The organism is Sphingobium sp. L-44 (assembly GCF_056859495.1).
Window position 1 is genome coordinate 1 of the sequence record NZ_JBSXOQ010000072.1, and the last position, 25,039, is coordinate 25,039.

Consider the following 25,039-nt stretch of genomic DNA (forward strand, 5'->3'; position numbering starts at 1 on the left):
TGATGGTAGCAAGATCGCTCGTTACCGACGCGCTCAGATCGTCGATCGAATGACGGACGATATCGACTTCATCATTGAGCGATCCAACCGCCTGATTAAGCGTTGCCAGCGAACCCGTTACCGAAGCGTCCAGACCCTCGAACGCCTGGCGGACGCCATCAATCTCGCCATCAAGCGAGGCAACAGCCGCAGTGATGGCCGCCAGATCGGCCGACACGGCACCTTCAATCGCCGCGATCTGTGCTTGCGCGGCCGCGATGTTGATTGCGGCTGTCGCAGCGTCCTGCTCCAGCTGGGCCAGCTTATCCTTTTCCGCCTGGCTCGCGCCATTGGTCGCGCCGTCCTCGATCCCGGACAGCTTACCTTCACCGGTAACCGCATAGAGAATGACGAAATCACCGTCGATTTCGCCCACCCGATAGCCGACCCTCACATCATAGGCGGCCGCGCTCTCCAAAGGCGAGATGACGTGCCGCACCGGATCATTGGCCGAGACGATGACCGCGCGCGTCCATTCATCAACGCCGGAGCGGCGATAGTCGATAACGACGGCGTCGGCGCTTGGCATGTCGGCATTGCCAGTCACCACGATGGCGGGCAGTCCTTCGCCGGTAATGGACCCAACAGCCGCCCAGCTTGCCGCCACTGGCGCCGGCGGTTTCAGGTCAGGCGCTGTCAGCGAGAACGGTGCAGGAGGCGTCGTGCTTTGGCCGAGCGCATAGGCGTGCTTCGAATAGGTTTCCGTCTCAGCGGAGAACGACACCTTGCCGGTCGAAGGATCCGGCGCGCGGCGCGTGATGAGCACTGGCTGATTGACCAGCCCCTCTTCCGGCACGTTGAGCAGGACGACGTCGCCGGTCTTCAGGCCGATCCATTCCGGACCGGTCGTGAAGTTGATCGGGCCGGCCTCCCGGCTGTTGACGATGTCATATGCCGCGAGCTGGCCCGGTTGCTTCGCGACCTGCCCCGAGAACACCTGCACCAGGGGATAGTCGATTTCCTTGGTGCGCTGCCCCTTGTCGGCGGTCACATAATCACTGACCGTGATCGCGGTACCGGAGATGACGGACCAGTCGCTATCCTCATCGACATAGCGCGGGATGACGCTGTTGAACCGGTCGCGCCGGCTCTTGGTCGCGGCGATCGACAGGCTGTCGAGCAGGTGCCGGCTCTCGATCGTCGCGATCGCCGTGCGGGGCGTCGAGACAAGGCAGCCGATCATTGCCCCGGTCTGAGTGGGCTGAGCACCGCCGGCCTGCAGGATCCGCTTGAAGCTGTCCCACTTGCTGTCCGTCGTCCATTCGACGCCGCCGACCTTCCAGCCATTGGCCTCGCAGACATTGGCGCATTCCACGAACTCGGCGACGCGGATATTCGCAACCGGCGCGCCGATGCCGCAGGTCCGCTTGCCGTTCTGCCAACGCCCAAGCGCCCAGGTCAGCGCATGCAGGCCCGGATTGTCCGACCAGACATAGGTCGATTCCAGCAGTGCGCGACAGGAACCCGAGCCGCCCGGATAGGTGCTGTCTAGGCGCGGGTCATAGACCTTGACCCAGTTGCCGATCCACGCAGGTTCCGGCGCCCCTGCGCCATACATCTCGCCCTGCTTGTTGTAGCGCAAGCACCACATGGCATGCGTGATGCCGGACAGCTTGTGCGAGGTGGTCCAGCCAGGCGCGGAGCCGCCGACCAGGGACAAGGCTAGGGCGCTGGTCTGCTGGCCGCCCAGATGGATCTTCTGCCCCTGATAATCATGATAGTCGCCGATGGCGTTGCCGCTGCTATCGAACGTGACGATCTCATTGTCGGCGGTAAACTTCTCGATGCCGCCGATCGCCCCGCCAATGCTGAGCAGCGCGCCAAACCACAGCAAATCGTTGAACTTGGTATAGCCCGGCCGCGTGTTGGTGTTGGCATAAATGCGCAGGCCCGACATGCGGGTCCGGCCCATGGCATAAGGCAGACCCGACTGCGGGTTCGTGGTGAAGCTGGTTTGGCTGCCCTGCGACGACATGCCCGGCGCGGTCGCGGTGGAGATGGCCGTGAGAATGCCGGCGGCTAGGCCGCCATAAGTGCCGATCGCGGTCAGGGTGGCGGCGGATGCAACACCAGCGATGCCTGCCGCGCCTGCCATGCCGGGCGCAAGCAGCGGTGCTGCGGCGCCGGCGGTGGCTGCGACCAGTGCGACGGCGCCGACCACCAACGCCGCCTTGCGCATGAAGGCCGACATTAGAGCACGCTCCAGGCGAAGTCGGGTTTCAGGTCGACCGCGACCAGGCCCTGGTCAAGATGATCCTCGTGGAAGCCCAGCACATGGCCATTGCTGGCGTAGATGCCGATCGCCGCGATCCCGTCATGGCCATCGGCAACGACAAGATCGCCCAGCAGCAGGCGCGAATAGGGGATGCGCGTCAGGCCAAGGCCATCGAGCAGGGCCGGGATCGTGTCATAGCCCATGCGCCCGATCGCGCGTTGGGCGCCGATCGCGCTGGAATAGCTGCCGGCTTTGCTGATCGAGATCTTGAACCCCATCTTCTTGAGGTGGAAGGCGGCGACCTTGGCGCAGTCGACTTTGCCCCAGGCGAAGGGACGCCCGCGGAACCGGGCCATGGTTGCCTCGATCGCGGTGTGGCGGATTTCAAGCGGGGTCATACGTTCTGGGTCTTCGTGTTGAGGGTGGCAGCCACCGCCGCCGAAAAGCCAGATTTCACGCTGCTGCCCTTTGGAGGCTTGACGCCCCAGTAAAGATTGACGTCGGTGCCGGTCATGAATTCGAGGCCCAGTTCGCCGGGCCAGATGGACTGGTGCCAGCCATTGGAGGCGCGCTGGCCCTCTTCGGTCTCGAACAGCCGCTCGAAAACGCTGACGATCGTGAACTCGACCGTGCGTGCGCCGCTTTCGTCGACGCCAATCGTCGGCACGTCGATCTCGCCCAGGAACAGGATCTCCGGCGTGCCGATCACAGCGCCGGTGGCAGCATCGACCGCCCCGACCATGATGGTTGCGACGCTACCTTGCATGTTGGGATGCGAGAGCACTGCCGCGCCGCTCACGTCAGGCGGCATCAGGGTGATCGTCACTTCTGGACTATCGTCGCCAATCTCTTCCGACAGGTCGGACATGCCGCCCAACGTGCCGAAATAGTCGTCGCGACCCGAATAGATCTCACCGCCGATCTGCAGCACCGCCGAGCCGTCGAGCAGGCGCAGCGTGTAGTCCGGCAGTGCGATCTTGATGGCGCCAAAGAGCAGCGGCGCTGGCTGGGCCAGCGCATTCTTCAGGGTTGCGTCCAAGGACTGACCTCGCTCGGCGCTTACGCGCTTTCGGCAATAGTGAAGGAAAAGGATGCGAAGCGGTCGACGGCGATCTGCCAGGACAGTTCATCGCCGGGAGAGACCAGTCCTTCGATCATGGGCTTGGCGATCTCTACGACATCATTGTTGGCCAAGCTGGCACGGATCATCGGCCAGATGGTGGCGGTGAGGGTGCCGCCAGCGTTAACCGCCCCATCGGCAGCAAACATATGCACGTAGCGCCGGCCGCCCTTAACGATGGACAGCATCTGCCCCTCTTTGACCGTATATCCGGCCGCCATTCCCTTGAGGGGTATAGACGTGCCGGATGCGACAGTTGCCGAGACCAGCGGTGAGCCAGGTGCGCCGGTGTCGAAATCAGGCTGAACCCATTCCATCCGCAAGCGATCTTCACGCGCCCGAAGCAAGCGAGACTGGATGATCAGCGACTGATCGCGGGTCTGCATCGGCGGCAAAGTGACGCGGATGCCGAACCGCGTGCCCAACCGGTTTATGCGCTGTTCGGGGCCGCCAAGGAAAGGCGTCAGCACCGTGCCGAAATCGCGGAGATACGGCTCCACGTTGTTCGGCACCGCCCATTCGGGCAGATCAATGACAGCCATTAGCGCCCCGGGATCCTGCGCCGCGCACGCCGCGCAACGCCAGCCTGAGCCATCGCACTCCCACCGGTCGCGCCGCGGACTGCGGCGCCATCGGCCATGGAATTCATCTGCGCCAGAAGCTCCTGTGTCAGGACCGCGTTACGCAGGTCGAAGCGCATTGTCACATGACGGCCGCCGCCAGTCGCTTCCGACCCGTTGGCATGGACATAGCCCGAGCGCTTCGCGGTGAAGAGCTCCGGCCCCCGCTCGCCGACGACATAGGTGCTGCCGGCGGAAACCGGCCCACCATTGGCGCGGAAGCCTGATATCGGCGTGAAGTTGGAGAAGGACGTCTGGAGGTTCTTGCCGAACGCCCCTGTGCCAGCGATCGCGCCGAAGGCGTTGAAAGCGCTCGACAGGATATCCAATATACCACCACCCTTGATGGCATTGGCCAGATTGGACAGGGCGTTGAGCGCTGTGTTCGCCATGTCGACGAAGGATTTGCCGGCATTGTCATTGGCGGCCCTGATCGACTTTGCCGCATCTTCGCCCGCCTTGGCCAATGTCGCATAGGCATCATCCAGCATGCCGGTGACGGGCGTGATGTTGCCCAGCGCAGGCGATGTTTCTTCGCGGGCGGCATCACGCGCATCCAGCACCCGGCCAGTCTGCTTGTCGATCGCCGCCTTGCGCGCATCGCCAGTCAGTGTGGTGTCGTTCTGGAGGGCGATCAGCGCCGCCTCTTCCTCGCGCAACTGGGCGACCTTGGGAAACAGATCGTCCATGATCCCGCCGACCTTCGCCGCCATCTCGCGGAACTTGTCGGCGGTTTTCTTGGTCGCCTTGTCCGTCTTGTCGACCATCAGGGCATCGAGGCGCGCCATGTTGGCGCCGATCGCGTCGACCATGTCCGGCACATAGGAATGGCCCACAACCACATCCCACAGCCATTTGAACTTGTCGGCGACCGCCTGAATTTGCTGCTTGGCCCGACCCCAAATGACATCGAGCTTCACGCCCATCCACTGGCCGATGCCGACAACCAGGCGCTCAATCCCCGCCATGGCGGCATCGTAAAGCCCCCCGATGACGCCGCCAATGGCCTGCACAGCGGCAACCACCGCCCCCTTTGCATGCTCCCATGCGCCGGAAAAGTCGCCGGATAGGAGCGCCGTCCATGCGCGGATCCCTTCGGCAAAAACCTTGAACACGCCGCCGACCAGCGAGGAAAAGGCCTTGAAGAAGCCGGGCAGTTCGGCGCCAATGACGCTGGCGACCAGCGACGCAAACTTGCCGATTTCCGTCAGCACGGCACCGATGGCGTCGACAAAGCCGCTATTCCATAGAGCGGTCGCGGCCTCCTTCAGCGCATCGAACAGGGCGATTGCCGACGGCCCGATCGCCGCCATAATGGCATCGCCGACTTCCGACAGCAGCGGCCCGACCTTGTCCCAGTTCTGCCAGGCCAGCCAGCCGGCAGCGAGAACCGCCGCCACAGCCGCAACTGGCGGCACCAGCGCGCTCATCACCGCCGCCCAACCGCCCGCCGCCGTCGCGGCTGCGCCAATCATCGCGGCGATCGGCGCAACCGCGCTCAGGAAGCCGCCGATCGCGACGGCTACCGGGCCAAGGATCGCCGCGACGCCGGCGACGATGGACACGAATTTCAGGATGGCCGGGTTCGTTTCCGACAGCCGATCGACGATATTGCCCACGGCGGTCACCAGCTGGGTCGCCCATTCCAGGAAGCCGGATTGGGCGATGGCGATCGACAGGGTTTCTACCGCGCCTTTCAGCTGCTCCATCTGGCCATTGAAGCCCTTGAGGCGCTGGGCCGACTGCGCAGCGGCATCGGTCTCTGCGATCTTTTCCTTGATCGTGTCGATGCCCTTGGCGCCCTGATCCATCAGGCCGATGGCCGTGCGCATGGCATCGGTGCCGAAGATCGTCTTCATGACATCGGTCTTGGCTTGGTCGTTCAACCCGCCAAGCTTCGTGCGCAGCTCTTCGGCAATCTCGGCCATCGACCGCAGGTTCCCCTGCGCATCATAGAATTGGAGGCCATATTGCTTGATCGCCTCGATCGCGGGCTTCGAGTTGCCAGGCAGGGCGAGCAGGAACGTCTTGAAGCTGGTGCCGGCGTCCGACCCGCTGGCGAATAGCGAGGATGTTCCAGCCAGCACGGCATTGAAATCTTGGAATGACACGCCGACGCTCCCGGCGACGCCGCCCGCCTGGGCAATGCCCTGCGCAAAATCGGTGAAGTCGAGCTTCGACTGATTGACCGCACCGGTGATCTGATTGACCGCGTTGGGCAGTTGATCCGTGGTCAGCTTGAACTGGGCCATCACGTCGGTGATCGCGTCAGCGGCGGGCGCGAGTTCCGATCCCGCCGCCGATGCCAGATTCACTGCTGCGGTAGTGGCCCCGTCCAGGATCTGGCGCGCATTCAGGCCATTCTTGGCCAGCATGTCCATGGCGTCGGCGGCATCGCTGGCGCCGAAAACAGTATCCTTGCCCAGCTTGAGCGCAAGATCGTTCATGGCCTTCATCTCGGCCGCAGTGCCCTGCGTCGAGATGGCGACCTTGTTCATGCTGCTTTCGAAGTCCCCACCCATCTTGAGGACGGCAGCGGCCGCGCCGGCGACGGGCAGGGTGACATATTTGGAGAGGTTCTTGCCGATGTCGCTAAAGCCGTCAGCGGTGCGCTGGATGGACTTTTGCGCGGCCTTCAGGCGCTTCTCCGCGTCCGTCAGCCCCTCTTCGAATGCGAGGCTGTCAAAGCCCAGCACATAGCGCAGGTAGCCGAGCACGACCCCCTTACCCTGACCGTTTGCCATTCAGCACTCCAGTTTCATGATTGTCGCGCGGCTGCGCGTTGGTCCTGGTCCGCCTTGAACCGGCGAACCATGGCCAGCATCGCCGAAGTCCCGCTGGGCTTGGGCGCATTGCCGGGCTTGGGCAGATAATGTTTGACCTCCCGGAGCGTCTTTTTCCGGGCCATCGTTTCAATCTGATGGGCAAGGATTACGATCCGCTCCTGGTGACCGCGCGCGCGGCCACGCATGATCACACCATAGGATCGGAACGTCTGACTCCAGAAGGCCGCAGGCTCTAGGCCTTCTGCTGCCCAGTCTTCTTGCGCTTCATCCCAGTCCCAGCGCTTGCCGTCGCCTTTCCCTCCGCACTCGGGTCCGGCTTCGGCATTGCTCCCGTCAGCGCCTTGCCGATCGCTTCACCGGCACCAGGTGCATTGAGCAACCGAATGGCATCGGCATGGCTGACTCCGGGATGGTGTGCCCGCAGGCCGCCGAACAGAATGGCACCCAGATGCTTCAGCCGGGGCTTTTTGATGACATTGCCCTTGGCGTCGACCTTGGGCGACAGCGCCTTGAGCAGATCTTCCACCTCCATGTCGGCGGCTTCCTCGGCCTCGGCGAAGGCGTTCATATCCATGACGATCAGATAGGAAACGCCGTCATGGACGAACGATGCCTCCCCGCGCTCGATATTCGCCATGGGCGTCAGGCCTCGTAGGCTTCGATATCAGCGATGGTGACGACGCGGAACGTCGCGGTGGCCTCCATCACACCATCGATCGAAACTTCGCCGCGATCATAGCCGATGCACTTCGCGGTGCCGGTGATCTGCGCGACCGGCTCGCCGTTTTCGGGCAACACCGCCTTGAACGGGCGCACATCGCCGGCCTTCAGTGCCGCTTCGCACAGCGTGTCGGTGTCGGACAGCGGGCGGGTGTTCATGACGACTTCGAAGTCGCTGTCTTCATAGAAGGTGCTGACATATTCTCGGCGCCAGCCCGGCGACTTGAGATGCGTCGTTTCGGTCTGCTCGCGCGTGCCGCCGCTGGGCACGCCGAAGCTCTTGACCTGGTTCAGTTCATACAGCGTCGTCGCGTTCTGGAAGTGGAATTCCCCCATGTAGCCGACAGTGGCTTCCTGCGTTTCACCGGGCATTTCAATCTCCTACATGCCAGATAAGAAGATCCACCGACTGCCGATGGATATATGTGCCGCTGGACTGGGTAGCTTGCCCCGAGCCTACGGATTCCCCCAGGTCGCGCTGGCCTTCGACCAGTGCATTCCCGAATTTCTTGCCACCCACGGTCGCCGGCGGCTGCAATGTGTCGATCAGGGCCTTGGCGAGCGCGAGCGCCTGAAGCTGCGTTTCAGCCCAGCAGTCGCCCTGCAGGCGGGTGAAGCGAGCGCCAACAAGCCCTTTCAGGTGCGCTGGGCGCGGATCGGACACGACCTGCAATGTCATGGCTGGCAGCGGCTCCCCCTGCGGACGGATGCCCCAGTTGATGCGCTGGTCGACAATGTCCGTTACCGGCGTGCTGCCGAGCAACCGGGCGGTAACGCCTTCATGGAAGTTCATGCGCCACCCTTTCGCGCCGCGCGCTTGGCCTTGCGGATTACCGCGGCGTCGATCTCGATCGGCAGCAGGACGGCAAAGGTGTCGTCCATTTTCTGACGGTTGCTATCGACCGCTGGCCGGAAAACCGGCGTCGCGGCCTGGTCGCTATTGCCGAATTCCAGCTGAACGCCTGCGATGTCGGCCATCACCACTTCGACGGCGACGCCCTTCTTCTGCTTCGACGACTCGACATCGACGCTTTCATAGGTGTCGCCGGTCAGGTTGTGCGGACCAACATTCGCCCGCACGCCCCGCGCAAGGATCTCGGCCGTATCGGTCAGGGCGCGCTTGCCGACATTCCGAGCCATGGCGCGGCTCATGTCATTGAGCTGGCGCGACGCCTCCCGGAACCCCTCCAGGCGCGAAGCCGAGCGGCGTGCCATCAGGGCACCTGCCGAACAGCATTGATCTTGATACCAGCATCGCCCATTGGAGCGATGCCCCGAATGTCCCAGAGACCGCCGAGGAATCTGACGCGGTCAGTCATGAGAAGTGCGCGCGTCTTGCTATTCGCCAGGATTTCAAAAGTCGCGGCCTGCGTCGCATCCGTCTGAGCGGCAGCGCGCTGCTCAGAACCGCTCCCGAAAATTACGTCGGCCGATGCCTTGGTGTAAAGTGCCCACGCCACGATGGGTTGGTTGAGGGCATCTCGGCCAGTTTCGATCTCTCGTTCGATCAAGATCCTCTTGTTCCGGCGTCCCGAATCCAGCGACATCAGAAGTAGACCCGAAACGGCGACAGGAGGTTCTGCACTGTCATCGACATCGGCACTGCCTGCATCGCGGCACCGGTCGCGATCGTTGCGCGCGCATGCCACATATCCCCCACCATCAGCAGGATCGCCTGCTTGATGGGCCCGGGCACGTTTGGTTCAACCGGATCCGCGTCGGTGTCCACCGCATAGCCAGCGCGGTAACGGACACGCACGGTATCGGCATGACCGCGATAGGCGCCGGGAGTTGGCCATGACTTACCCCAAGCGCAGCCGAGATCGCGGCCGAAAAGCTCATAGGAATTGGGATCAACCAGCACAGGCTGACCACTACCGTCGAGATAATGGACCGACACTATGTCCACGATCGGTTGATAGGGCAGGCGGATCTGGTCACAGAAGCCCGCCATCCGTGCTTCAAGCGTCTGGAGACCAAGCGCACGGCCAAGCCACCCAGCAGGACCGTCGATGTGCTGCGTCGCAGCGGAAACCAGCCGCTCAACCATCTCGCGCTGCTCATCATCGCCATCGAGGCGCAGATGCTGGTCAGCCTCCTCCCACGTCACGATTGGCGCGGGAGGAGTGATGACGATGACGCGCATCAGACGTTCAGCTTTTGCTCACGCGCCAGCTCGATCGCGGCGATGATGTCATCTTTCTTGGTGGCGTCGCCCAGGTCGATCTCTTCCTTGGCGGCCAGCGCCTTTAGTTCATCAACCTTCATCTTGTCGATCGGCGTGGCGTCAGCCGCCTTGTCGCGAGCGCGCTGGATCATCGTGCGCAGGTCGTCGTCGCTCGCGCCGGCCATTTCGGAACGCACGACCTCGATCGCAGCCGTTTCCAATTCTGCCCGGCTCATGCCTTCGATGGGCTTGAGAACCGCAGCGGCAACATTCGAAACGGCACCGCAAGCCACAAGGGTATTGTAGTCAGTCTGGGAGAAAGTGCGCGTCGCGCCAATCGGGTCACCGTCGAGCGGCTTGAGCAGCGTTGTTTCAATATCGGGCATAACAGCCTCCATGTCTCGTGGCAGGTAAAGGCGGGACCGAAGCCCCGCCCAAGCTCATCAGGCGACGCGGCCGAGGTCGCCGTAGACGAAGGCCTGCGGGCGATAGATCGCCAGCGCCAGCCGCTCTTCCGCGCGGATGGTGACCTTGTTCTTGGTGAAGTTGTCGCCGTCTTCGGTCGAAACTTCGACGGTGGCATCCTGCCGGTCGAAGATTTGCGCGCCCAGGTTGAACGCGCCAACCAGCGCCTTGTCGACGGCCATGGCCTGCGTTTCGACCACCGGCAGGCCCCACAGGCGCTTGTCGATCGTGCCCTGCGGGTTGCCGATGATATAGCGACCTTCGCCATCCTTCAGCATCTCGATCGCCGCCATGTCGATCGGGTTCATGACGATGCCGTTAGCCGGATATTCCGCCAGGGCAACCTGAAGGATCATTAGGCGAACGATGTCGAGCGGCGTCGTGGCCGTGAGGCCGCCGGCGGCTTCATATGCCGTAGCATTGGTGACTAGGCCGGGGAGGTTCTGGCCGGTGCCGGAACCATTGAGCAACTGGGTTTCCTCGACATAAGAAAGGCCGAAACGAAGCCGCTGATCGATGATTGAGCTCAGCGCAGGGGCATCCGCCAGGACCTGGACGGATGCACGCATCCAATGCGCGATGGTGCGGACAGTCGCGGTTGCATCTTCGAACTGAAGCTCCGACTGCGGCTTTGCGGCACCTTCGGCAACGGGCGCGGCACTGTTGGTGAACAGCTTCTCGCGTTCATATTCGATGCTGCCCGACGAGGTGTTACCCTGCGCCAGAAGCGCGCGGACGGTCATACGGCGCTGGGGCAGCATCACTGGTGCCGCGCGATCGGGCTGGATCAGGGCGCCCACACTGCCGGCCGCGTCGGTCGTGAGGGACGAAATATCCTTCACCTCGACGATCTGGCGCCCACGGGGACGGGTCTGGCCGGCGAAGGACTTGAAGCCCTCGTCATTGACGAAGCGCTCGCCGGCGGTGGTGGGCCCTTCCTGATCGCTCGTACGCCGCGCCATCTTCTGTTCGAGATCGTCCATCCGCGACTTGGCTTCATTCATGCCGGTGATGGCCTGATCCGCAAGTTCCTTGACGGTGCCGGAAAGTGTCTTTCCTTCCTTGGCTTCGGACAGCGCCTGTTCGGCGATAGCCTTCACCTCGTCATGCTTCTTTTCGAAAGCTGCCTTGGTTTCGGCGGCCAGTTCGGCCATCGACTTGCCATTGGGGTGGCCGGTGGGGTCGCGCAGCAGGCGACCCATGCGGCGTTCATTGGCGGTCAGGGCGCCGATCAGGGCAAGCGCAACCGCGCCACGGGCTGCGCCCGTGAACATCATCTTCTTCATCTTGGAATTCCTTGGAATTGGGGCCTATTCGCCCGTGAGGTCTTCAATCGGCGCTGCGCGCATTGCTGCCCAGAACGCCGCGATCGGATCTGCCGTGCTGTCAGGCTCCCCCTGACCCTTGAGGTTGATACGCACGGCGCGCTCAGCCTCCGAGTTGGAAAGGTCGAAGCCCTTCTTGAGCAGACTTTCCCATTCGCGCTCGGTTAGCCGGTCCCCGGCCGCCAGGCGCGCTCGCAAATCTTCGATTTCCTTGACCCGTGTGATCTGGGTCTTTTCGTTCATCGGGATCGCCACAAGAGAGACCTCGTGCAATCCGACCTCGATCAGCTCGCGGGCTTTATCGGTGAAGCGCTCTTTGATCGAACGATAGCCGATGGATAGGCCTGATAGGGCGCCTTCGCGTGCCAGAGCCAAGGCTTCCTGGCCAGCGGCAGTGCTGGTGACGATCCGGCCCTTCATCGACAAGCCGCGCTGAGAATCTGAGAACTCGGTCCAGACGCCGACCGGGATGCGCTGATCGTGATACATCAGCATGGGTAGAGATTTGCGGCCCTTCAGCGTCTTGGTGAAGGCGCCCGGCAGAATGATGTCACCGCCAAAATCGACATTGTTGTAGGCGGCAGCAAGTCCTTCGATGGCGCCGTCTTCGCTCACATCCTTCACGTCGAGCGGGAAATCGATATAGTCCATGGCTATTCCTTCGCCGCTGGTTTCTGGCCCAAGGGCTCATCCTGCATCTGTCGGTAAATCTGGTCGCCGCCGGGCACAGGCTCCCAACCTTCCAGCGCACGCACCTGATTGATTGTCATGAAGGGCTTCATCTTGTCGTAGAATTCAGCGCGCCCTTGGCTATCGCCGCGCAGAAAGCCTTCGATGTTAAATTCGATCGAAACGCCGGCTTCGATGTCCGCACGAGTGAGGAGTTGCATCTCCACCGCAGATTCGATCCGCTTCAGCCGCTTGCGCATCTTGAACTTGATGAAGCCCTGCGTCTGTTCCTTGATGCTGCTGCCCAGCTGCGTATTGCCTTCCGTGTGCCCGACCAGGTGGGGCGGCACGTCGAAGATCCGGCATATTTCTTCTACGCCGAACTTGCGGCTCTCCAGCATCTCGGCGTCGCCGGGATCGATCGACAGCGCCTGCCAGGACAAGCCACCGTCAAGAAGCATCGGACGTCCCGCATTGACTGCGCCAATATATTTTTCTTGGAGAAGCGCCTCCAGCTCAATGCGCTGTTCCTTGGTGAGGGGCGCACCATCCTTCGTCAGAACACCGCTCGACAGCACACCATTGCTGAAGATCTTGGCGGCCGCGCTCTCGACGGACGATGCCGATGCGAATGAGCGGCGGCAAACAGAAAGTGGCGACAGACCACCCAACGGCGAACCGCCAAAGCCGCGGATGTGCAGCATGGCCGCTTGGGTCACTTCACGGGGACGGCCATTATCCGTCCAGCGATACTCGATATCCCCTGAGGCGAGCCTGCTGACCGACATGATGTCGGGACGCACAGGCGTCAGCGCGACGATCCGGCCACCTGACCCAAAGCTTATCTCGGCATATGCATTGCCGTGCAGTTCGATCGATGCCGCCAGATATTCCCAAAAGTCGAAGGCCGACTGATCGAAATTCGGACGATTATGCAAAAGCCGATAGAGATGATGATCAGTCGCTTCGACCGGCACGCCGCCCGGACCTTTGCGATAGACCGTCAAGGGCAGCGAGGCGATCGTCCCGGCAATGAAATTTACGCAGGCCCAGGTCGTCGCTAAGCCGAGAACGCCATGTGCCGCCCCGGCATCGTTATATTCCGCGACAGTGATGCGGTTGGTCCTGAAATTATCGCCATCCTGGGCGCCAACCTGAAGTACCGACCGACGGCCAAACTGCACATCCTTTCGCTCCGTTGGCGCACGCCAGCGCTGTTCAGCGGCGGCTGCCCGTGCGGATAGCTTGTAACCCGTCATGCCGAATAGCTCGCAATCCAGTCATCGACGTTCATGCCGCCGGTAGGGTTTGCTTCCAGCAGCTTCGTTGCGTTCAGTCCTGCGATGAACAGGTCGATTTTTGCCTTACCGGCGGCTTGCTTGGTGATGATCACAGCATTGCCCCTTTGCTCGGCCTTGGCGTTCCCGACGCACCAGTTGATGATTGGCGCGCCGGAATGGAGCGCCATGCGGTGTTTCAATTTCCGTTCGAGTGACCAGACAGCCGATGCCAGACGATAACCTTGGGTGACACCGACGACCTGCGGATGCACCAGGCCGATCTCGGCCAAGGCATCTACCAGTGCGCCGACACCTTCGGGATCTAGACCAATCGCACCCTTCTCCGGCAGCAACCCGCTGTCTTTCACCTGCTGAATGATCGCGACGATCTCGCGGACATCCTGTTCGTCGCCAAGCAATTCCGGCGGCGGCGTATCATCGTCCAAATCATCGTCGAGAGGTGGGCCACCGTTATGGCCGATGATGACAAGGTCACCATCCTTCTCAAAATCAAGCAAACGCGGCGCAATCTCCGGGCGCAGGCTCAAGACTTCCGCGTAAACCCAGCCCTTGAACCAATAGAGCCAACGCTTAGTCTCTCGTTCTCTGCCGGCGACGCACAGACCATAGAGATCATCAAGGCCGCCTCCGTCTACTCCGACCACCGCAACTTCGCAGCGGGCCAGTAGGCTGGCCAATGTCAGGCCGGGTTCGCTGGCGCGCTCCCAATAATCAGATCCGCGCCAGCGGTCGGTATGGAGCGCTAGGCCGATCTGGATATTCAGATGCTGGGAGGCCCAGCGGCGCTCTTCCTCCGGCCCCTTGTCGACCGCGGCCTGATACTCTTCCACCAACCGGGCGATATTGATGGACCTACCCAAGTTCGGGAGCACCATGTGCCAGTGTCTTGGATCTTGCCAAGGCTTGGCCTGGTCGGTCTGCATCTTCTCCGGAAATTCGTAGAGGAGCGGCAGCATTCTTGCATTAGCGATCCGACCGTCGCGGACCCCGCGGGCATAATCCAATTCGGTTTTGAAGGCCCCTGCTGGAGCCTCGTCACTCTGCGTCGTGATGATGACCAAGAAAGCTTCGGGGTTGGCAATCATGCCGCCCCGCAGCTGGCCGATCACGCGCGACGCGAAGCTAATCGACCCCATCAAGTGAAGCTCGTCGATCAGCACCATCACCGGCTTGGAGCCAGTGGCGACCTTCATGTCGAAGGTCTTGATCTTCAGCTTGGCCTTCAGAACCCGGTCATAGATCGTCTTGATGTGCTCCTGCACATGAAAACGCTGCTTCAGATACGGGTCGGCGTCGATCATGCCGGACGCCTGCTGGAAGGCAGTGTCCGCGATTTCCTGCGTCGGTCCTACCAGCACGAATTCCGCGCGGGGCCGCTCGTTCATGAGCAGGGCAGTGACGCCGATCGCGGCGCCATTGGTAGTCTTGGCATTTTTCTTGGGGACCAAAGCCATGACCTCGCGCACCTGGCGCTCGCCATCGACCATGGAACCGAAGATGGCCCGCACGATATCACGGCCCCATTCACCTGCCGCATCAGCCATCAGAGGCTGACCAGGCACGTCGGGCAATCTCAGATTGTTGAAGATCGCGACGGCCCGATTGGCCTCGTTATCGTTCAACGGCAGCGGCGGCAGCAGGGATTTCCCCGCCTTCAGCCGTTCCACCCAATCAGGGCAGGCAAAATTCCAGCTCAGTGCCGCAGCAGGTTCGCCCACTGGCTTCCCTCATGCGCACTGTGGGCGTTCTCGATCGCCGCCTCCTTCTTGCCTTTCTTTGGGGGCTTGGCGTCCCGCGCTGGCCTGATCGCCGTTCCCGTGGCCAGATCATGGCGATCAAGCCGTTTGAACAATTTGTCGACGGCCGAGACGTTTCCGGCATCGACCTCCTTCACAAGTGCCGAGAGCAACTTGCCCTCCAGCCTCTGGCGCGCTTCAAGCCGCGAACGCAGCTCACGAAAATAATGTTTGCGTAAAGTCGGCGGAGTGATCGAGAGCGCCGCCGCGATCTGCTCTTCGTTCTTATCGAACGCAGCTAAAATCATGACTTTCCTACGATTTTCGTCGGTCGGAATATGGGCGGGGCGGCCACGGCGACCATGACCCGGCGGGATCGGATCGCCAAGAAGGTCAAAATCCCACTCCGACACAAAAAAATCTCCGAATGAGGACGGATGCGGTGCAGGGTGGCGCCGCCCGTCAGACTTTTGACCCACCCCCCCACGTCTCGCCGCGCGCCCGAGCTGCCCGCGCCTTCGCCGTCTTCTGCGCATGGTGGCCCGCGCACAGCAGTTCGATGTTTCCCGCGTCCAGATCGGCGCCGCCGTCCTTCCGCTCGACAATGTGATCAGCGATCACGCGATTGGTGGGCGTAGTGCAGCCGACGCGCTCGCAGCGGTTGCCGCGCAAGCGCTTGATGTCCTTCACCAGCTCGCGCCACGCGCCTGACTGATAGAAGCCTTCGGCGACCTTGGGCGCAGCCTTCACCTTGGCCGGCAGCGCGCCGAGGCGCGAACCGATCGACTTGAGCTTGCCCATGAACAGCGTCCGAAACGACAGCGCCCCACCGGGCAAGAGCCAAGCGGGGCGCTGTAGGTAGAGAGGGAAACGAACCACGCTAGCTTCGAACGAAGGCCCGCCACCAGCGTATCTATGAACTAGCCGATCCGAGGCGAAAGACGAACAAACATTATTTGCATCACGCAACATTCTACCCCTTGCGCCGTGTCTATGCGCGCGTTTCTGCGGCATTCAGCGTGTTGCAGATGCAGTTTACGGCACGGCCATAGCGCATGCGCAGCCCGTCAGCGCCACGCTTCATCTGCATCGGCTTCAGCAGCGCCCGCCACGGCACCACCTTGCGACCCGCTGCCAGCGCCGTAACGGCCAGCACCACCAGCTTGCGATCGCGCTCGGGCGCATAGGCCAGCCAGGCCGACGCCTCCTCCATCCGCTTCAGCTGCTCGCGTGACAGCGGGATGCGCGGCACCGGCTTGTCCTCATGCGCAGCCCAGTCCCACCAGTCGCGCACGATCAGATGCCACGGCCCGTCGCTGGCGAAGCCCCATGTGCCACCCTCGGTGCGCCACTGGAACTGCATCGCCTCCACCAGACGCGCTTCCACCGCCTGGAAATCCCAAAATATCGATCCTTCCAAAGCTGGAACCACCATCCCCAATCCTTCCACCTGACAAGCCACTGATTTACCTAACTTAATTCTGTATTTTGGAAGGAATGGAAGGAATGGAAGTATTATGAATATTCTAGCTTCGCACATGCCTGCGCGCGCACGCCCGCGCCTGTGATGCCGATTTCAAATTGCTTCCATTCCTTCCAAAGGCGCAGAAATCCGCCGCTTTCCCTTCCAATGAAGCTTCCACCACCCTTCCATTCTGGAAGGAACTTTCTTCAATCCCACCCCGGCACGATGTCGTCGTCGGCGGGCGGATAGCCATCCGGGTCGGGCGCGGATCCAGAACCATCGCTGAAGGTGACGACATTGCCGTGCGCATCGAGGAAGTCGCTGACCTGCTTGGTCATGCGCAGCCCCTCCCACTGCATCCCGTTGGATTGCTTGGTGGAGAAGCCCTTGCCCTTCATCGCACTGGTGAAGCCCCGCTGCTGCCAGTCCGGGCCGCCTGTGGCCTTTGCCCAGGCGCGGAACAGCTCGTGCAGATGGGATGACTGCGATCGCGCCTTGGGATCAGGCTCGGTACACAGGCGCAGAAATGCCGCCAGCGGGTCGCTGTCGTCCTTATAGTCGGCCGATGCTGCCGTGACGTCCTCCGGCTCGATAAAGCCATTGTCCATCCAGTCGAGGAGCCCCTCGACCATCCAGGCCAGGATGCCGGCATGCTCCTTCTTGAGCTTGTCGGGCAGCGATCGATCGCGCTGATCCGGCTCAAGGTGCGATTCCCAGAGGACCACCTTCACGCGGCGCCAGATCCCTTCCGTCCCGCGCGGGATCGCCGGCATCTCGTTACACCACAGCGTCCATTTGAAGATCGGGAAGAAGCGGAAGAAACTGCGGAAATTGTCGCGCACGTTCATGCCGTCGCCGCCGGTGACGGTGTTGATCAGCGCCTCATTTACCTTGGCGCCCACCGGCACCTCGCCCGAGGTCAGGAAGCGCACGCCGGGCAGCCGCACCAGGTCGGGCGTGGCCGCGTCGCCGCGCTTCTTGCCGCCTTCGTCCAGGAAGGTTTCGACGTTGATGATATCGCCATAGTCGCCGATCGCGTCGCGACAGGCATTGCCGAAGGTCGATTTGCCGTTCGCGGCCGTCGGGCCCCACCAGATATGGAAGATCTGCTCGCCGATATCGCCGGTCAGATTATAGCCCATCCATTGCTTCAGGTAGCGCCGGCGCTCACCCTTGGGCTGCGCCCACAAGACGAACTTGTCCCACTCGCCCCGCTCGGCATCGGGATCATAGTCGCACGCGGTCAGCTTGGTCAGCATGTCGGCGCGGTTGTGCGGCCGCAGCTCCACGCTGCCGCGCTCGCCGTCCCAGCCTCGGTTGAAATGCAGCGTGCCGTTGAGGCAGTTCAGCACCATGGGGTTGGTATCGAACTGCGACAGCTCGACCGTACACCAGCGCTTGGCCAGGTTGGCGATGCAGCCGATCCGGCCCGAAGCCTCAGACGCCCTGCCCCACCGGCCGATCAGATCCGACAGCTGGACGGCCTTGCCGCCCTTGTAATCGGTGACGCTATCCATGCCGTCCTCATGCTGGCCGGTTTCGACGTGCAGCCGCATATGCGCGCGATCGCGGATCGGGCTGTCGGCATCGACCACCATGCCGGGATGGTCGACGCCGGTATCGCGCACGAACGCCGCCTCGCGCTGGATCGCGCGGACCATTTCGAACACCGACGCCATGACTTCCGCCGGCGTCACATCCTTTTCCTGATTCAGCACCCGATAGCGGCGCCCGTCCCAACCCAGCCAGCCCTTGGCCGTGGTATAGAGATAGTCCCGGCCATAGCGCTGAAACCAGCGCTCGGCATTGCCCATGTCGGTGCGCTGGAACGTCGCCAGGCGCATGTCGAGCAACATGCCGCTGATGTCATAGACCCGCTCCATGCCGGCGGCGAAAGACTTGTCGACGTCCTCCGCCTTGGCATCGGCGCAATCGCCCTGCAGCTGCTCGATCACCGCTCGCGCGTCGGCTTCCTCGATCAGGCCGGCAGACACGCGCCCGCCGATGCTGTAGACCGTGCGACCGAGATCACGGGGCGTGTCGATCCGCGCGTCGAGCTGCCGTTCCAGCCAGGCGCGCGCCACGCGCTTCAGCAGCGCCTGCACCCCCGGCCCCTGATCGGATAGCAATGCCTCCACCCTTCCAATTGGAAGCATGTCCTCTTCCACCAGCCCCGGGGGTGGCGGGGGGAACTTGGCGTCGAAGCGGGCGCGCCAGTCGCTCAGATACTGGGCACGCGTCTCCGCATCGCCGATCGAGGCCGCCGCAGCCGCCAGACGCTTCCACAGGGTGGCCTTGCCTTCCGGCGTCACCGCCCAGGGCGTAGCCAGCACGGCGTCCCAATAGAAATCGACCAGCGGCTGCGCATTGGCCAGCACCGCTTCCACGCCGGCGCGGCCGCCATCTTCCTCGGGCGTTCGCCGGGCCAGATCGTCCGGATCTAGGCCCTCGGGCAGCATGGCGATCGCCAGCGACCCGCCCGGCCCAACGCCGGGCAGCGCCATTTCGCACGCCCGCAGCGCCGCCTTGCGCCCCGCCGCGTCACCATCCATCAGCAGGATCGGTTCATGGACCAGACGCCACGCGCGCATCAGCTGCTCGGGCGTCAGCGCGGTGCCCATCGGCGCCACCGCCTCCTCGATGCCGATCGCGTCCAGGGCGATGACATCGAAATAGCCCTCGACCAGCACCAGGCGCCGGCTCGCGCGCGCCGCCGGCGCCGCGCGGTGCAGATTGAACAGCAGCCGCCCCTTGTCGAAATGGTCGGCCGCCGGGCTGTTCAGATATTTGGCTTCCTGCCGATCCGTCGTCGCCCGCGCGCCGAACCCGACCGCCCGGCCGCGCTGGTCATGCACCGGGATGATGATCCGCGCGCGGAAGCGATCGCGAAAGCCGTCGGGCGTGTCGACCAGCAGGCCGGCATCGGCCAGCATCGGCGCCGGCACGCCACAGGACGCCACCGACCGCTGCGAAGGCGCGATGCCCAGCCCGAACTTCTCGATCGACGCGGCCGATACGCCGCGGTTCGCCAGGATCTTCTGTGCTGCCGGCGTCGCGCGCAGCTCGCCCGCATACCAGCTGCCCGCGCGCTGCAATATGTCATGGACATTCTCGATCGCGGCCGACCGCTGCACGTCCTCCGCCGATCGCGCCGGCATCTCCAGCCCGGCCGCCTCCGCCAGATCCTTCACCGCATCGATGAAGTCCATCCCGCGCTGATCGGTCAGCCACCGGATCGCGTCGCCATGGGCGCCGCAGCCGAAGCAATGGTAGAAGCCCTTGTCGTCGTTGACGGTGAAGCTGGGCGTTTTCTCGCTATGGAACGGGCAGCAGCCCTTATGTTCCTTGCCCTTCTTGTCCAGCTTGACGCTGGCGCCGATCAGCGCCGACAGCGTCGTGCGGTTGCGGATTTCGTCTAGGAACGCAGTTGATAGAGACACGAAACCCCACCCCGAAAATCAGGCAAATCATTGTGATTGGTCCGGGCGGACTGGCCTTTGGGTCGATAGATCGGGCACCATGCCCGATCCTCCATGCGCCCCGGTGCGCGATAGGAAGGATGTCAGCCCGAGCCTTGGCCCAGGCCATCCATGATGCTGAAGCGCTCGATCACCCGTTGGGTCAGCAAATCGAGATATTCGGTCGCCGCGCGGTAACGCAGCGGGCCAGCGCGATAGGAGTTGATCGCATGATAGCTGATCACGCCCAGAACAACTGACTCCAGCACAACTAAGGCATCTTCGAGATCGCCATTGGTACCGTAAACCACATGCTTGATGATTTCCGGCGCCATTTGATTATGCCGTTCGGTCGCATCGTCGGCCATCACCGTTCTCCCATGCGCGCAGCCAGCGCCAGGCGCCGTTCGTCCAGCCAGTCGGCCGCGCGACGGATCGCCGCCTCCCAGGCGGCAAAGCAGCAACGGTCATGCGTATCGATGATGGCGCTGCGCAGATCGCCGGGCAGCGCGCGATAATGGCTCTCGCACAGCCGCTGCTTGCGCCGGCGACCACGATTACAGCCCGGAAGGTCGCAGATGGGGCGATTATTCGACATCCTCAAACTCCCCTTTCTCGTCCTGGCAATCACCGTCGCAGCCATCCAGCCCGCAATTGAAACAAGCGGCATGGCAGTCCGTCACGGGGCAGCCATCACAGCCGCAACCTTCGAATTCATCGGAGCCGCAGCACAGATTTCCGCAGGCGTTGCACATCGTCCTAGACCCTCATCGGCATGAGGACGTACAGCTGCCGCGCATCATCGCTCTGCTGCCAGAGCGTCGGCGCCGCCTCGTCGGCCATCTTGACCTGCGCCCGCGCTTCCTTGGCGTCAGTGCCCTTCAGGCGGCCGAGCATGTCGAGCAGGAACCGGCCATTGAAGCCAATACGCAGCGGCGCGCTGTCATATTCGCATTCGACTTCCTCGCGCGCCGTCCCGTTCTCCGGACTGGTGACGCTCAGCACCAGCAGGTCGCGCGAGAACTCCAGCGCGATCGCGCGGCTCTTGTCGCTGCTGATCGTCAGCACGCGCTCCACCGCCTCGGCCAGCGGGCCGGGATAGATCCAGGCCGCCTTGTCGTTCGCCGCCGGAATGACGCGGGTATAGTCGGGAAACTGGCCGTCGATCGCCTTGCCGGTCAGAACCGTGGTGCCAATCGCCATCTGCCATTTCGAGGTGCTGACCGCGACGCCCACCGTGCCGCCCTCCGCGTCCAGCAGGTCCGCCAGCGCCTTCACCGCCTTGCGGCTGATGATGATGCCCGGCATGTCGCCGGCGCCGTCGGGCACCTCGACATGGAAGCGCGCCAGGCGGCTGCCATCCGTCGCGACGGCGAACTGGCATTCGCTGTCGTCGGGGACGTGCAGGTAGATCCCGTTGAGATAATAGCGTGTCTCTTCCGTAGACTGGGCAAAGCGCACACTCTCGATCATGTCGATCAGCATGGTCGCGCTGACTTCCCACTGCGCATCCCAGTCGCCGGCCGCCAGAACCGGGAAATCATCGGTCGGCAGCGTCGGCAGCTTGAACCGCGCCCGACCGCACTTGATGCTGATGCCGGTGTTGCCGTCCGCCTCGATCGTGGCGACGCCATCCGCCGACAACTTCGCCGCAATCTGCTTGAGCGTCGTGGCGTCCACCGTGAAGTCCATCGCCTTGTTGGCGCCGGCATCCTCCAGGTCGACCACCTTCTCGACCATGATATCCATGTCGGTGCCGATCAGCGTCATCTGGCCCGGCGTCGACCGGATCAGCACGTTGGACAGGATCGGGACCGTCGAACGCTTCTCGACCACTTCGTCGATCGCCTTCATCGCCGCGCGCAGCCGGTCGACCTTCACCTGGATCATGCCGCCTCTCCCGCATTCAGGCCGCGATCGAGCAGCGCGATCATCGCCGGGATCGGGCGCTGATTGGTTTCGCGGGCATGCCGGCACACCCGATCCCACAACGGACCCCAGCGATCCTTCATGATGCTGGCCGCTAGCGCCGGCGCGTCGGTCAGCGCCCGCTCCTGCAACAACGCGCCGGGCGACGGAGCGTCGATTGCAGCCGCCCGCCCTGTCGAGGCCGCAACCTTTCGCCGCGCGCCCGTGTCCTGCGCCTCGGCCGCGACCTGCTCGGCCAGCGTCGGCGCTTCCACCTTGGGCGCCGCCGGCCACATGCTGGGCGACAGCGCCAGGTTGAACGGGTGCATCTTGCCCTGGGCGCGCAGCTGCTGGATGGCAGCGGCGAAATTGCCCACTGACAGGTCGGCCAGCTTGCGCAGGTGCGGCATCGTCCAGCCGGCCTCCGGCGCTTCATGATCCAGCATCACGCGGACCAGCGTTTCGCATGCGTCAGACATTCACGCCTCCAGTGCTTCCGCGACCATGCGGCCGACGGCCAGCACGGCGGCGCCACGCATGTTGAGATTGGGATTTTCGGCCTTCGCGCGGTTGATCATGTCCCGCCATTCCGTCTGCTCGCAGCCGCCCAGCACGATGCCGATCAGGTCGCCATGCTCGACGCCATTGGCCGCGACCGCCTCCGCGATGCCGGGAAAGATCGTGCCGAAATAGCGCAGCACCTGGCCCGAAAAGGCCATCGCCGCCGCCAGACAGGCCACGCGCAGCACCTTCTCGCCATGGTTGCGCTGGCAATGCTCCAGCCCGCCGATATTGCTAACCTGCCCGGCCTTCCAGGCCTCCGGATTTGTCGTCTTGGCGACCGACAGCCCGGCATTGGCCAGCGCATTGTTGATGACCACCGCCTCGGTTTCGCCAGCCTCCAGCGCTGCCTTGTACAGGTCCAGCTTGCTCAGCGGCCGCCGCTGCTGGTTGAGCGCCACGAACGCGGCGGCCTCATCCCCGGCGGACTTGGACGCGATGACGACGCAGGGCAGATCATAGATATCGCCCCGCTCGCGCGCCGCCGCCAGACGATGCTGGCCGTCGATGACATAAAGCGAGCCATCCTCGCGCTTGGCGACATTGAGGGGCTGACACAGACCCCAGTCCCAGTTGCGCGCGATCCGCTTGATCAGCCCCTGGCTCGGCCCGGTGTCGATCGACCGCTGATAGCTGTCGTCGATCAGCAGGTCGGCGATCGGCCGGAACTCCAGGCTGGGCCGCTGGCCGCGCTGGGCCATCATCCGCGCCCCGCCGCTCATGCCGCTTCGTCCAGCTGGGCCAAGTCATAGGCTTCGAGCGAAACCCATGAGCCCTTGACCAATGCGCCCTCGACCTCGGCCCATTCCACTACCTCGGCCAGATCATCGAACGAATAGACGGGGTCCGCGCCGTCATATTCGCGCTCATCATACCAGCAGCCATCCTGCCACTGGAACAGGACCAACACGCCCAGCTGCACCACCGCCGGCGCCGGATCGAGCGACAAAAGAGCCTGCCGCTCGGCCGTCGCCGCTGCAGCAGCGTCAGCGGCAGCCTTCTCCCGCGCCTCCCGCTCCGCAGCCTTGGCTGCTTCCTGCCGATCATACTCGACCTCGGCGGCTTCGAGCTGCGCGTCGATTTCATCAGGCGTTACCAGCACGTCGATGCCAACTGAATAGCATTCGCCAACGCCCTCGACCTCGCTCGAACGCCACAGATCGGGCCGCATCGTCTCCCAGAATTGCCGGCCCTCCACCTTGTCGTCGCGGATCTTCTTGGCCGCTAGCCATGCTGCCACCGACCGGATCGCACTGGCCCGGCGTTTCGCCTCCAGCTGCTCGGCCGTCTCGCGCGGGGTCGACGTGGGCGGCGGGATCACCTCGACCAAGCGCGCACCCGGCACGAAGAAGCGATCGTCCAGCTTCAGCCGGCCACCATTGTCGATGCCGCAGACGCCAATGATGTCGATGCCCGCCGCTGAAGCGCGATCGCGCAGCACCGGATAATCTGGCACATCATGGCGATAGCCCTTATCGACCAGTTCATAGCCCTTCGGCGATTTGGGAAACTTTCCCAGAACCAGACCTGGGCACAGCAGCACTTCGCTGGTTGTCGAATGGGCCTCTTTCGCCTCAGTCAGCTTGCCCACCAGCTGGAAATGGGCGCGATCGCTGGCAATGTTCCAGACGATTTCCGGGTCGCGCAGCTTGCACCCGTCATATCCCATGGCGTCGCTGAACAGATCGTCCTCGTACCGCCCGCCTTTCTTTTCATAATCCGCCGCGCCGACGAACTTGAACAGCGCGCTGCCGGTCGTCATCTGGGCGCCACTGATGCCGAAGCGGATATTCATCGCATGATGGGCATGGGCGCCCTTCTTGCATTCGCTAGCGAACACTTTCAGTTGGATCTTGTGATCTTGGCTGCCAGCATAAGCCATTGCCGCGTCGATCGTCAGCTTGCCATGGCGAAGTGCGTCGAGAATATCCGGCGCCAGATCCGCGAGGCGCAGCCGCTGTTTCACATAGCGTTCGGTAAAGCCGAACCGCTTGGCGAGATCCGCCGGTGCCAATGCGCCCGGCTTCATCAGCGCGTCGAACGCCAGGAATTCGTCAGCCGGGTTCATGTCGCGCTTGCCCAGATTTTCCGATAGCGACAGGTCGATGGCTTCTGCAGGTGCGCGCAACAGCACCGGCACGGGCAGGCTGTCGTCGATCAGCTTACGCTTGGCGAGCAGATTCAGCGCCTGCAGGCGGCGACCACCGCCGACGATGTAGACCACCGAGTTGTCGATCGACGTGTCGCCGGCATAGCCGATCAGATTCTGCAGCAGCCCCTTGGCCGCGATATCATCGGCGAGGCTCTCGACATCGACCGCCTTGTCAGTCTTGCGCACATTCTCCGGCGCGCGGATCAAGCGGCCCAGCGGGATCATCTGGATGCCGCTTTCGGGCATGGCAGCCACTTCACTCTCGGGCGCAACCGGCGCCGCTTTCTTCGAAACCCGCTTGGTAGCTGTGGGCATGGGACGTCCTTCTCTGG

General features: G+C 63.1%; 27 protein-coding genes. All 27 read right to left on the minus strand.

Translation table 11 applies throughout. The features are described 5' to 3' along the window. The coding region (locus AC13EK_RS07310) for a phage tail protein (RefSeq protein ID WP_483022113.1) at positions 1–2,230 on the minus strand (2,230 nt) is incomplete at its 3' end. Then, on the minus strand, positions 2,230–2,652 hold the full coding sequence (locus tag AC13EK_RS07315) for a DUF6950 family protein (protein ID WP_483022114.1): 423 nt from the start codon (positions 2,650–2,652) through the stop codon (positions 2,230–2,232). The genes AC13EK_RS07315 and AC13EK_RS07310, both read right to left, overlap by 1 nt. Continuing rightward, positions 2,649–3,293 (minus strand): hypothetical protein, encoded by a 645-nt coding sequence (locus AC13EK_RS07320; protein ID WP_483022115.1) that lies wholly within the window; start codon positions 3,291–3,293, stop codon positions 2,649–2,651. The genes AC13EK_RS07315 and AC13EK_RS07320 overlap by 4 nt, the downstream gene beginning before the upstream one ends. A 20-nt stretch (positions 3,294–3,313) precedes the next feature. Further along, positions 3,314–3,916 carry a hypothetical protein gene (locus AC13EK_RS07325; RefSeq protein ID WP_483022116.1) on the minus strand — a complete coding sequence of 201 codons (603 nt, stop codon included), beginning with the start codon at positions 3,914–3,916 and terminating at the stop codon, positions 3,314–3,316. Then, a complete protein-coding gene (locus tag AC13EK_RS07330) occupies positions 3,916–6,738 on the minus strand; it encodes a phage tail tape measure protein (protein ID WP_483022117.1) in 2,823 nt (940 codons plus the stop codon). The genes AC13EK_RS07325 and AC13EK_RS07330 overlap by 1 nt, the downstream gene beginning before the upstream one ends. A 14-nt stretch (positions 6,739–6,752) precedes the next feature. Continuing rightward, entirely contained in the window at positions 6,753–6,965 is a 213-nt protein-coding gene (locus AC13EK_RS07335; protein ID WP_048937779.1) for a hypothetical protein, read from the minus strand. A gap of 47 nt (positions 6,966–7,012) precedes the next feature. Beyond that, the gene (locus AC13EK_RS07340; RefSeq protein ID WP_483022118.1) at positions 7,013–7,417 is read right to left on the minus strand and encodes a hypothetical protein; all 405 of its coding nucleotides are present in this window, start codon (positions 7,415–7,417) and stop codon (positions 7,013–7,015) included. Between the two features lie 5 nt (positions 7,418–7,422). Further along, on the minus strand, positions 7,423–7,872 hold the full coding sequence (locus tag AC13EK_RS07345) for a phage tail protein (RefSeq protein ID WP_483022119.1): 450 nt from the start codon (positions 7,870–7,872) through the stop codon (positions 7,423–7,425). Between the two features lies 1 nt (position 7,873). After that, on the minus strand, positions 7,874–8,293 hold the full coding sequence (gene gp17, locus AC13EK_RS07350; RefSeq protein ID WP_483022120.1) for a tail completion protein gp17: 420 nt from the start codon (positions 8,291–8,293) through the stop codon (positions 7,874–7,876). Beyond that, positions 8,290–8,715 carry an HK97-gp10 family putative phage morphogenesis protein gene (locus tag AC13EK_RS07355; protein WP_483022121.1) on the minus strand — a complete coding sequence of 142 codons (426 nt, stop codon included), beginning with the start codon at positions 8,713–8,715 and terminating at the stop codon, positions 8,290–8,292. Before AC13EK_RS07355 ends, gp17 begins: the two co-directional genes overlap by 4 nt. Next, entirely contained in the window at positions 8,715–9,047 is a 333-nt protein-coding gene (locus tag AC13EK_RS07360) for a phage head completion protein (RefSeq protein WP_483022122.1), read from the minus strand. The genes AC13EK_RS07355 and AC13EK_RS07360 overlap by 1 nt, the downstream gene beginning before the upstream one ends. Continuing rightward, positions 9,047–9,646: a head-tail connector protein gene (locus tag AC13EK_RS07365; RefSeq protein WP_483022123.1), complete on the minus strand. Its 600-nt coding sequence runs from the start codon at positions 9,644–9,646 to the stop codon at positions 9,047–9,049. Before AC13EK_RS07365 ends, AC13EK_RS07360 begins: the two co-directional genes overlap by 1 nt. Beyond that, entirely contained in the window at positions 9,646–10,053 is a 408-nt protein-coding gene (locus tag AC13EK_RS07370) for a hypothetical protein (RefSeq protein WP_483022124.1), read from the minus strand. The genes AC13EK_RS07365 and AC13EK_RS07370 overlap by 1 nt, the downstream gene beginning before the upstream one ends. A 57-nt stretch (positions 10,054–10,110) precedes the next feature. Then, a complete protein-coding gene (locus tag AC13EK_RS07375; RefSeq protein WP_483022125.1) occupies positions 10,111–11,418 on the minus strand; it encodes a phage major capsid protein in 1,308 nt (435 codons plus the stop codon). 24 nt (positions 11,419–11,442) lie between these two features. Beyond that, positions 11,443–12,108 (minus strand): HK97 family phage prohead protease, encoded by a 666-nt coding sequence (locus AC13EK_RS07380; RefSeq protein ID WP_483022126.1) that lies wholly within the window; start codon positions 12,106–12,108, stop codon positions 11,443–11,445. A 2-nt stretch (positions 12,109–12,110) separates the two neighbouring features. After that, a complete protein-coding gene (locus AC13EK_RS07385; RefSeq protein WP_483022127.1) occupies positions 12,111–13,385 on the minus strand; it encodes a phage portal protein in 1,275 nt (424 codons plus the stop codon). Further along, entirely contained in the window at positions 13,382–15,145 is a 1,764-nt protein-coding gene (locus AC13EK_RS07390) for a terminase large subunit (RefSeq protein ID WP_483022128.1), read from the minus strand. The genes AC13EK_RS07385 and AC13EK_RS07390 overlap by 4 nt, the downstream gene beginning before the upstream one ends. Next, positions 15,121–15,576, minus strand: a complete 456-nt coding sequence (locus tag AC13EK_RS07395; protein WP_483022129.1) for a hypothetical protein — start codon at positions 15,574–15,576, stop codon at positions 15,121–15,123. The genes AC13EK_RS07390 and AC13EK_RS07395 overlap by 25 nt, the downstream gene beginning before the upstream one ends. A 49-nt stretch (positions 15,577–15,625) precedes the next feature. After that, positions 15,626–15,964 carry an HNH endonuclease signature motif containing protein gene (locus AC13EK_RS07400; RefSeq protein WP_483022130.1) on the minus strand — a complete coding sequence of 113 codons (339 nt, stop codon included), beginning with the start codon at positions 15,962–15,964 and terminating at the stop codon, positions 15,626–15,628. Positions 15,965–16,154: 190 nt separating this feature from the next. Further along, positions 16,155–16,550, minus strand: coding sequence for a hypothetical protein (locus tag AC13EK_RS07405; protein ID WP_483022131.1), 396 nt, complete (start codon positions 16,548–16,550; stop codon positions 16,155–16,157). Positions 16,551–16,834: 284 nt separating this feature from the next. After that, complete coding sequence (dnaG, locus tag AC13EK_RS07410; RefSeq protein ID WP_483022132.1) at positions 16,835–20,068, minus strand: DNA primase; 3,234 nt, start codon at positions 20,066–20,068, stop codon at positions 16,835–16,837. Positions 20,069–20,190: 122 nt separating this feature from the next. After that, positions 20,191–20,454, minus strand: a complete 264-nt coding sequence (locus AC13EK_RS07415; protein WP_279727132.1) for a hypothetical protein — start codon at positions 20,452–20,454, stop codon at positions 20,191–20,193. Next, positions 20,454–20,684 (minus strand): hypothetical protein, encoded by a 231-nt coding sequence (locus AC13EK_RS07420; protein ID WP_279727130.1) that lies wholly within the window; start codon positions 20,682–20,684, stop codon positions 20,454–20,456. Before AC13EK_RS07420 ends, AC13EK_RS07415 begins: the two co-directional genes overlap by 1 nt. Positions 20,685–20,845: 161 nt before the next feature. Continuing rightward, positions 20,846–21,976, minus strand: coding sequence for a DNA polymerase III subunit beta (gene dnaN, locus AC13EK_RS07425; protein ID WP_483022133.1), 1,131 nt, complete (start codon positions 21,974–21,976; stop codon positions 20,846–20,848). Beyond that, complete coding sequence (locus AC13EK_RS07430; protein WP_483022134.1) at positions 21,973–22,473, minus strand: hypothetical protein; 501 nt, start codon at positions 22,471–22,473, stop codon at positions 21,973–21,975. Before AC13EK_RS07430 ends, dnaN begins: the two co-directional genes overlap by 4 nt. Further along, complete coding sequence (locus AC13EK_RS07435; protein ID WP_483022135.1) at positions 22,474–23,277, minus strand: DUF6551 family protein; 804 nt, start codon at positions 23,275–23,277, stop codon at positions 22,474–22,476. It abuts the gene before it with no gap. Next, on the minus strand, positions 23,274–25,022 hold the full coding sequence (locus tag AC13EK_RS07440) for a ParB/RepB/Spo0J family partition protein (protein ID WP_483022136.1): 1,749 nt from the start codon (positions 25,020–25,022) through the stop codon (positions 23,274–23,276). The genes AC13EK_RS07435 and AC13EK_RS07440 overlap by 4 nt, the downstream gene beginning before the upstream one ends. Between the last annotated feature and the right edge of the window lie 17 nt (positions 25,023–25,039).